We start from the raw sequence: 7,544 nt of genomic DNA on the forward strand, positions 1-7,544 counted from the left end.
ACTCCATCTTTATCCGGCTCGCTCCAAATAGCAAAGTATGAATGGACCGTGCGCCACTTCGGAAATTCGCTTGGCAACATGCGCCACTGGCAACCGCTCTTGAGTAAATACAACACCGCACAAAATACTTCGTGCAAATCGATTCGACGTGGACTGGTCTTCTTGCGCGCACTTTCCAGCAGTGGGCGGATCTGCTCGAACTGTTCGCGACTGATATCACTTGGATAACTTGTTCTCATCCTGCAAATATCGCACTTTTTCTGTCAAACGAAAAGACTTTGAACAGGTTCTAAGGCACCGGGTTACATTAAGAATTTCAAGTGGTGCCATAATCTGATTATTCAAAAATACCGCATTCTTGCAGATTCAGGTTTTAATGAGTTTATTCAGTGCATGGTTTTTAATTTTTCCACTCTAAAAATAAACTTGAGCGAACAGTAGAGCAGCCAGAAGTGCTGCTAGCAGGGCAAGCAAGCGGCTTTGCTTTTTTTCTTGTGCAACAAGTTCAGCGAGTCTGTCTTCTAGTATTTGAGCGCGTTCTTGGCTTAGGTGATAGTGAATCAAGCGTGGGAATTCTGGTAGTATCGCCGCCCAGTTGGGGGCTTCTTTTTGGATGTGACTTACCAAGCCACGCCAACTGATTTGCTCCGACATCCAATTTTCCAGGAATGGTTTGGCTGTTTTCCACAAATCGAGATCTGGGTCGAGATCACGCCCGAGTCCTTCAATATTCAGTAAAGTTTTTTGTAATAATACTAATTGAGGTTGAATTTCTACATTGAATTGCCGTGAGACCTGAAATAATTGTAATAAAACTCGTCCAAAGTAAATTTCTTTCAGTGGTCTATCAAAAATTGGCTCACAAACGGCGCGAATGCCAGCTTCAAAATCATCAACGCGCGTGTTTCTCGGCGCCCATCCTGCCTCGACATGCGCTTGCGCTATACGCCTGTAATCACGACGGAAGAAGCCCAGAAAGTTTTGCGCTAGATAGTTTTTATCCTCATCGCTGAGCGTTCCCATAATGCCAAAATCTATTGCAATGTAGCGTCCATCTGATCCTACAAAAATATTGCCAGGATGCATGTCAGCGTGAAAATAGCCATCCCGGAATACTTGTGTAAAAAAAATTTCTACTCCAACACGAGCAAGTTGAGGAATGTCAATGCCTTGTTTACGAAGTTTGGTAACATGACTAATGGGTATGCCTTTCACGCGTTCCATAACCATGACTTCACGAAGACAATAATCCCAATAAACTTCCGGGACGAATAATAAGGGCGAATCTAGGAAATTGCGCCGTAATTGGCTGCAATTGGAAGCCTCACGAATCAAATCGAGTTCATCCCCCAAATGACGTGCAAATTCCGATACCACTTCGCGCAATTTTAAACGTTTACCGTCTGGCCAAATTGATTCGAGTAGCCATGCACCGGTTTCCATTAACGCTACATCGTGCGCAATGACAGGAGCAATATCGGGGCGTAGAATTTTTACCGCAACTTCTGTGCCATCATGCAAAATTGCGAAATGAACTTGAGCGACTGATGCACTGGCTACTGGTTGATTATCGAATTTAAAAAATACTTCATTAAGGGGTTTTTCATAAACCTTTTCCAACGTGGCAACAGCCAAGTCTGATGGAAAAGGAGGGACTTGATCCTGGAGTTTTGCCAACTCATCAGCAAAATCCCGCGCCAGCAAATCACGGCGAGTAGAAAGCATCTGGCCAAATTTGATAAAAATGGGTCCCAATTTTTCCAGCGCCAGACGTAATCGCACAGCGCGTGGCAACTTGAGCCGTGACCGAAATGGCACTAACATGGTTAGTGGCCGCAATAGTCGCAAACGAGGATGGCTTAGTAAAATATCATCCAAACCAAAACGGAATACGACCAAAATAATTTTTAGTAGGCGGAAAATGCGCATTTATTCTTTAGACTGACAGGGGGCATGAGTGAGTGGAAAAGCAGAAACGGTGATTATTATTCACTCTATTCTAACTTGTTTCATTATTCCCTGTTTGTAAAGAAATGTTATCCTTCGCTTTGAAAGGTAACAGGCTGATTAAACGGTAAATTCGTTTTTCTAGATGTATTGCGTGATCTTGTAGTGAGCTTACGTCGGTGGTAAAGCTATCGATGAGGGCACGGCTGGATAAGACAGATTTTTCTTCCGTAAGATATTCGATCATCGCTTGAGATAGATTAAGCAAGCTTTCAGATTGCCAATGAATCAAATTTTGTCCAACTTTAATCACGCGATGAGCAAGCATATCTCCAAAAATGGAGCTTAAATCTTGTTCAATATCCCAATGCAGATTTTTAACAATGAATAATAATTCATTGGCAAATACAGTATCCCCCATAATCTTGATTTCATGAAAAGCATTCTCATCGTGTGAGATTAGGCGGGGCAATAGAGCTGGCGCAATAATGAGGCTGGTATCTGTAGTGGTATTAGTAGAATGGGTTATCGCTAATTTTCCATCGGTTTGTATAACCACATTCAAATCAATCAGCGGAAAAATGGAAAGATGTGCAGATTTACCTGCGTAAGATTGTAAACGCTTACATGCCCATGATTCTCCATTTAATACATGATTAAAAGCAGCAATTGTAATAGGTGGTAACATAGGTTGTTGAATAATTAGAGCTTGTTGGTCATGCCGTGCAAGCGCTGATGGTCGTTTGCTGAGTGAAAAGATCGCTTGCAATAGAGTTCATTGAATTCATTGAGATTATCCAGTATTAAATTAAATTTTATCCAAAATAAGCTAAAAGCAGGCATTTGTGAATTTTGTATCAGGATTGATTTGATTTGCTACCATAGTCACGTATTTCAATGGGATCATATGAATTTAACCAATCTTCTCCCAGTCTGTTGATGATAACTTCAGAAAGCGTCACTTCATCATGCTTTGCCAATTCAGATAGAATTTGCCATGCTCTGTAAGTTAAACTGATAGTTTTAAGTTGCGGTCTGTATTTTTGGTTTTCAATCCGGTCTCTAGCAATACAAATAGCATTTTTTAGCTGTGCCCACTGAATTTCATTTAACCATTTTTTACACCATTCATTAAGAGTTATTGAATCATATCTGGCATCCTGATACTCAAGCTCAGCGATAATGCGTTGTGTATTATCCAAAGCTAACCAAAATGAATTGTTTGCTATCTGATCATCAATGAAGCTTGCCGCAGCATTTTTATCTTGCTGTCTAATTACGTATTTCTGATCGGTCATGTTGTTTTTTTGTCACAAGTATGTATCAAAACTCTGAAGAGATTTTTTAGGGATATTACAAGTCAACGTAACGATCTCGCAAGAGTTTTTTATTTAAGTTTATGATAAGAAGATAGTGTTCTTTCCAAGAAATGTGTAGAATCTGGGATCGTTTTTTTTGATTGTTTCCATTTCAAGTAAGATCGGTTAATTCAGTGGCTCTTTTCGTTCAAAAATATGGTGGGACATCGGTTGGTAGTACCGAGCGTATCAAAAATGTAGCCCGACGCATTGCGAAATTCTGCGCTAAGGGTCATGAGTTAGTGATAGTTGTCTCTGCAATGAGCGGAGAAACTAATCGTCTTATCGCATTAGCGAAAGAAATTCAATCTAATCCTGATCCTCGCGAACTAGATGTAATGGTTTCTACTGGTGAGCAAGTTACTGTAGCATTATTAGCAATGGCATTGATGGAATTTAATATTAAAGCCAAGAGCTATACGGGTGCACAGGTTAGAATACTAACTGATAGTGCGCATACCAAAGCGCGAATTCTAAAAATCGATGAGGATAGAATTCGTGCAGATCTTAAGGCTGGATATGTTGTAGTAGTTGCAGGTTTTCAAGGTATTGATGAGACTAATAATATTACTACGCTAGGACGAGGGGGATCGGATACGACTGGCGTGGCGCTTGCGGCAGCGCTTAAGGCTGATGAATGTCAGATTTACACTGATGTGAATGGTATTTATACGACGGATCCTCGTATCGTGCCCGAAGCAAGACGATTAAAAACGATTACTTTTGAAGAAATGCTCGAAATGGCCAGTCTCGGCTCCAAGGTATTGCAAATACGTTCAGTTGAATTTGCTGGTAAATATAGAGTCAAGCTCAGAGTGCTCTCCAGTTTTGAAGAAGAAGGAGAGGGTACGCTAATCACTTTTGAGGAAAATAATAATATGGAACAGGCTGTTATTTCAGGCATTGCGTTTAGTCGTGATGAAGCAAAAATAACCATACTGGGTGTACCCGATCATCCGGGTATTGCTTACCAAATTCTTGGTCCTGTTGCTGATGCCAATATTGACGTAGATATGATTATTCAGAATGTAAGTCATGATGGAACTACCGATTTTTCCTTTACTGTAAATCGTAGTGAATTTACCAATACGATGAACATATTGAAGGATAAAATCTTACCTCATATCGGTGCGCGTAATGTTATTGGCGGTGATAAAATTGCTAAAGTTTCAGTGGTTGGTGTAGGAATGCGTTCGCATGCTGGTATTGCTAGTAAGATGTTCCGTGTGCTAGCTGAGGAGGGAATCAATATCCAGATGATTACAACTTCAGAAATTAAGATATCGGTGGTTGTGGACGAGAAATATATGGAACTTGCTGTCAGGGTATTACATAAGATTTTTGATCTGGATCAAGAGCTATAAAGTTCGTAATAAACTATAAAAATTTGACCTGGAATTTTTAACCCGCTATTCTTGCGGCTTTCCAAGGAGAGATGGCCGAGTGGTCGAAGGCGCTCCCCTGCTAAGGGAGTATAGGCTCAAAAAGCTTATCGAGGGTTCGAATCCCTCTCTCTCCGCCACTTATTTATATAAGTAGCTGATTGTAAAGAAGATATATTGTAATAAATATTTCTACCGTACCTTTTACCGTACTCATAAACAAAACTTAACTACATTTCATCTGTAAAAGTTCTGGACCTGATCTGACAGCTTCGAAAATTAATCTTAATTGGGTCTGATATTGACTGGTAAGAATTCGATCCTTTGTAGTCAGCCGTATTGACCTAATCGAAAGCCTGCTTACAGCATTAAGCCAACCCTCGGGTTCAGTGATTATCCGCGCTACGCCAAAAACACTTTTGTCGTAAGGCTGCTTTCCGAAGACTGAATTCTGTTCACTGACGACCATGACGATCACGGTTGTTCCGGCAGGAACGTCGTTTGCTTGGATCGGAAGCACCTGATGAACACATCAAGGCTGGGAGGATCGTTTTTGTCCACGAATTGCCTGGAGATCAGCAGCTCAGCACGACGACCTCTATAGGGCGGTTGATGCTCAACGTTCTGTTGTCTTTTGCCCAATTTGAGCGCGAAGTGACCGGTGAGCGCATCCGTGACAAAATTACTGCCAGCAAGAAAAAGGGCATGTGGATGGGTGGCATCCACCACTCGGCTACGATGTCGAAAATCGTCGACTGGTACCGAACGAGCGTGAAGCCAAGATCATCAGGCATATCTTTCAGCGTTTTGTCGAATTAGGTTCCAGCACCATGCTGGTCAAGGAATTGAGGCTTGATGGTGTAACTTCGAAATCCTGGGTAACCCAAGATGGCAAAGTCCGTGAGGGTAGGTCGATCGATAAGAGTTTAATCTACAAAGTACTCAACAACCGCACCTATCTTGGCGAACTGCGCCACAAGGAGCAGTGGTATCAGGCTGAGCATCCACCCATCATCGGGCGTGATCTGTGGGACAAAGTACAGGTAATTCTGGCTAGCAATGGAAGGGTGCGTGGCAATACCACTCGGGCAACGGTACCGTACCTGCTCAAGGGCATCGTTTTTGGAAACGATGGACGTGCGCTGTCACCCTGGTTTACCACCAAGAAGAATGGGCGCCGCTATTGATACTACATTCCGCAGCGTGATGCCAAGGAACATGCCGGGGCGTCGGGGTTACCGCGGCTACCTGCTGCAGAACTAGAATCGGCAGTGCTGGATCAGTTGCGTGCAATTTTGCGCACTCCAGAATTAATAGGGGAGGTACTGCCTCAGGCAGTCAAACTTGATCCAGCCTTGGATGAGGCCAAAGTCACTGTTGCCATGACCAGGCTTGATGCGATTTGGGAACAACTGTTTCCAGCTGAGCAGACGCGTATCGTCAAGCTGCTGGTCGAGAGAGTGATCGTGTCGCCGAATGACCTCGAAGTGCGGCTGCGTGCCAATGGCATCGAACGACTGGTGCTGGAATTGAATCCGAAGCCAATCGAGCAGAAAGAGGAAGCAATGGTATGAGCGATATCAGAATCCACAAAACAGGGGAACCGGACGTTCTCCAGGCAAGTGATGGCAGGTTAACACTATCTGTGCCGATTCATATCAAACGTCGTAGTGGGCGTAAGTTGGTTACATTGCCAAATAGTGAAACCGCAAAGGCACGGCCATGGAACGCGGCGGCAACACCGTTGCAATTGGCCCTGGCCAGAGGGCATCGTTGGCTCGCCATGCTGGAATCAGGAGAAGTCAAATCTTTGAGAGAAATTGCTGCCCGGGAAGGGGTCGATAACAGTTATGTGAGTCGAATGGTAAATTTGACCACGCTTGCGCCGGATATCGTTGCTGCAATCTTGGATGATACTTTGCCAGATAACATTATCTTGTTCGATCTGGTGGTTGATCCGCCTGCGTTGTGGGAGGAGCAATGGGAGGAGATCAGTTGTGCTTCATCTACATAAATTCTTGCAATTTTTGTGGCTAATAGCAAAGGAAATTCTATTCTTTTGAATTGCTACTTTAAGCAGAAAAAGATATTTTTAGTCGCTCAACAACGAATTTAGCTACACATTTCTATAAAACATAAGGAGGTAGCATGAAGCTTGTCGTATTAGATCTGATTTTTGACATAAAATATTGCGTCATTTCGAAGGTCTAATTCTAATTGAACCATATTAACATTATCACATCGTCAGCTCCATTCATGTCAACATTGTCCCTGATCCAGCTCCAACTCAATCATCAACTCGAGCCCTACAAGCTTGACCCGCTAGCACGTCATTGCCTAGAACTTTTCATAGTGGACCCTCACGGGATAGAGCAGGCAGCAACAGCGTCGATGCTTGCTGGTGCCACAGGGGATACCTTGGAGATGTGTTCAGATGTCCTTCAAGTTCTTCTTGGCCACCGACTACTCGTGTTCCGCGATGGTCGGGTAGAAGCAAACTTTGAACTCCTAGGTATCGACGAGGCCACCAAGGCAGTGCTGCAGACACACACGGAGCCTCTGCGCAGCATCGGATCTCCACATTCGCCGAGCGCGATGGAGAGTCTAAAAGAGTGGCTCATTGCGCACGATGGCATCGTCTATTTAGGAATGGGGATAACATCGCATAGAGTCTTCCAGGAGGCGCTGCAGTCACGAGCTCATGCCGGTAGAACCACAGTGACCTGGTTTAATGAATCCGGACATTCCAGTTAAGAGAAAATAGCTTAACTGGAGGAAGTAATGGTAACGAGGAAGCAATATACAAAGGAATACAAATTAGATGCGATCAGTCTGGTATTGGATCAGGGCCATACGA

9 protein-coding genes and 1 tRNA gene are annotated in these 7,544 nt (G+C 43.4%); 6 read left to right on the top strand and 4 right to left on the bottom strand.

Annotation, left to right across the window (positions count from 1 at the left end; all coding sequences use genetic code 11):
• From BLW34_RS14210 to BLW34_RS14225, 4 genes are all read right to left on the bottom strand, one after another.
• Positions 1–239, bottom strand: a 239-nt coding sequence (locus BLW34_RS14210; RefSeq protein ID WP_143037955.1) for a transposase, incomplete at its 3' end; no start/stop codon positions are given.
• A gap of 175 nt (positions 240–414) precedes the next feature.
• Complete coding sequence (gene ubiB, locus BLW34_RS14215; RefSeq protein ID WP_090580955.1) at positions 415–1,929, bottom strand: ubiquinone biosynthesis regulatory protein kinase UbiB; 1,515 nt, start codon at positions 1,927–1,929, stop codon at positions 415–417.
• A gap of 70 nt (positions 1,930–1,999) precedes the next feature.
• Positions 2,000–2,716 carry a ubiquinone biosynthesis accessory factor UbiJ gene (locus BLW34_RS14220; protein ID WP_177166057.1) on the bottom strand — a complete coding sequence of 239 codons (717 nt, stop codon included), beginning with the start codon at positions 2,714–2,716 and terminating at the stop codon, positions 2,000–2,002.
• 88 nt (positions 2,717–2,804) lie between these two features.
• Positions 2,805–3,245 carry a hypothetical protein gene (locus BLW34_RS14225; protein ID WP_090580959.1) on the bottom strand — a complete coding sequence of 147 codons (441 nt, stop codon included), beginning with the start codon at positions 3,243–3,245 and terminating at the stop codon, positions 2,805–2,807.
• A 194-nt stretch (positions 3,246–3,439) separates the two neighbouring features.
• Here BLW34_RS14225 and BLW34_RS14230 point away from each other — a divergent pair, with 194 nt between their 5' ends.
• From BLW34_RS14230 to BLW34_RS14255, 6 genes are all read left to right on the top strand, one after another.
• The gene (locus BLW34_RS14230) at positions 3,440–4,669 is read left to right on the top strand and encodes an aspartate kinase (protein ID WP_090539794.1); all 1,230 of its coding nucleotides are present in this window, start codon (positions 3,440–3,442) and stop codon (positions 4,667–4,669) included.
• 65 nt (positions 4,670–4,734) lie between these two features.
• Positions 4,735–4,827: transfer RNA gene (locus BLW34_RS14235), tRNA-Ser, on the top strand.
• Between the two features lie 567 nt (positions 4,828–5,394).
• Entirely contained in the window at positions 5,395–5,874 is a 480-nt protein-coding gene (locus BLW34_RS16625) for a recombinase family protein (protein ID WP_218138880.1), read from the top strand.
• 84 nt (positions 5,875–5,958) lie between these two features.
• On the top strand, positions 5,959–6,261 hold the full coding sequence (locus BLW34_RS16630) for a hypothetical protein (RefSeq protein ID WP_218138881.1): 303 nt from the start codon (positions 5,959–5,961) through the stop codon (positions 6,259–6,261).
• Positions 6,258–6,701 carry a LacI family transcriptional regulator gene (locus tag BLW34_RS14250; protein WP_090580966.1) on the top strand — a complete coding sequence of 148 codons (444 nt, stop codon included), beginning with the start codon at positions 6,258–6,260 and terminating at the stop codon, positions 6,699–6,701. Before BLW34_RS16630 ends, BLW34_RS14250 begins: the two co-directional genes overlap by 4 nt.
• A 242-nt stretch (positions 6,702–6,943) precedes the next feature.
• Positions 6,944–7,441, top strand: a complete 498-nt coding sequence (locus BLW34_RS14255) for a hypothetical protein (protein WP_090580969.1) — start codon at positions 6,944–6,946, stop codon at positions 7,439–7,441.
• Positions 7,442–7,544: the final 103 nt, after the last annotated feature.

The organism is Nitrosomonas sp. Nm58, assembly GCF_900107335.1.
GTDB lineage: Bacteria > Pseudomonadota > Gammaproteobacteria > Burkholderiales > Nitrosomonadaceae > Nitrosomonas.

Excerpts from the sequence above, each read along its gene's own strand:
- ubiB (WP_090580955.1), bottom strand. The coding sequence starts at position 1,929 with ATGCGCATTTTCCGCCTACTAAAAATTATTTTGGTCGTATTCCGTTTT.
- BLW34_RS14225 (WP_090580959.1), bottom strand. The coding sequence starts at position 3,245 with ATGACCGATCAGAAATACGTAATTAGACAGCAAGATAAAAATGCTGCG.
- BLW34_RS14250 (WP_090580966.1), top strand. The coding sequence starts at position 6,258 with ATGAGCGATATCAGAATCCACAAAACAGGGGAACCGGACGTTCTCCAG.
- BLW34_RS14255 (WP_090580969.1), top strand. The coding sequence starts at position 6,944 with ATGTCAACATTGTCCCTGATCCAGCTCCAACTCAATCATCAACTCGAG.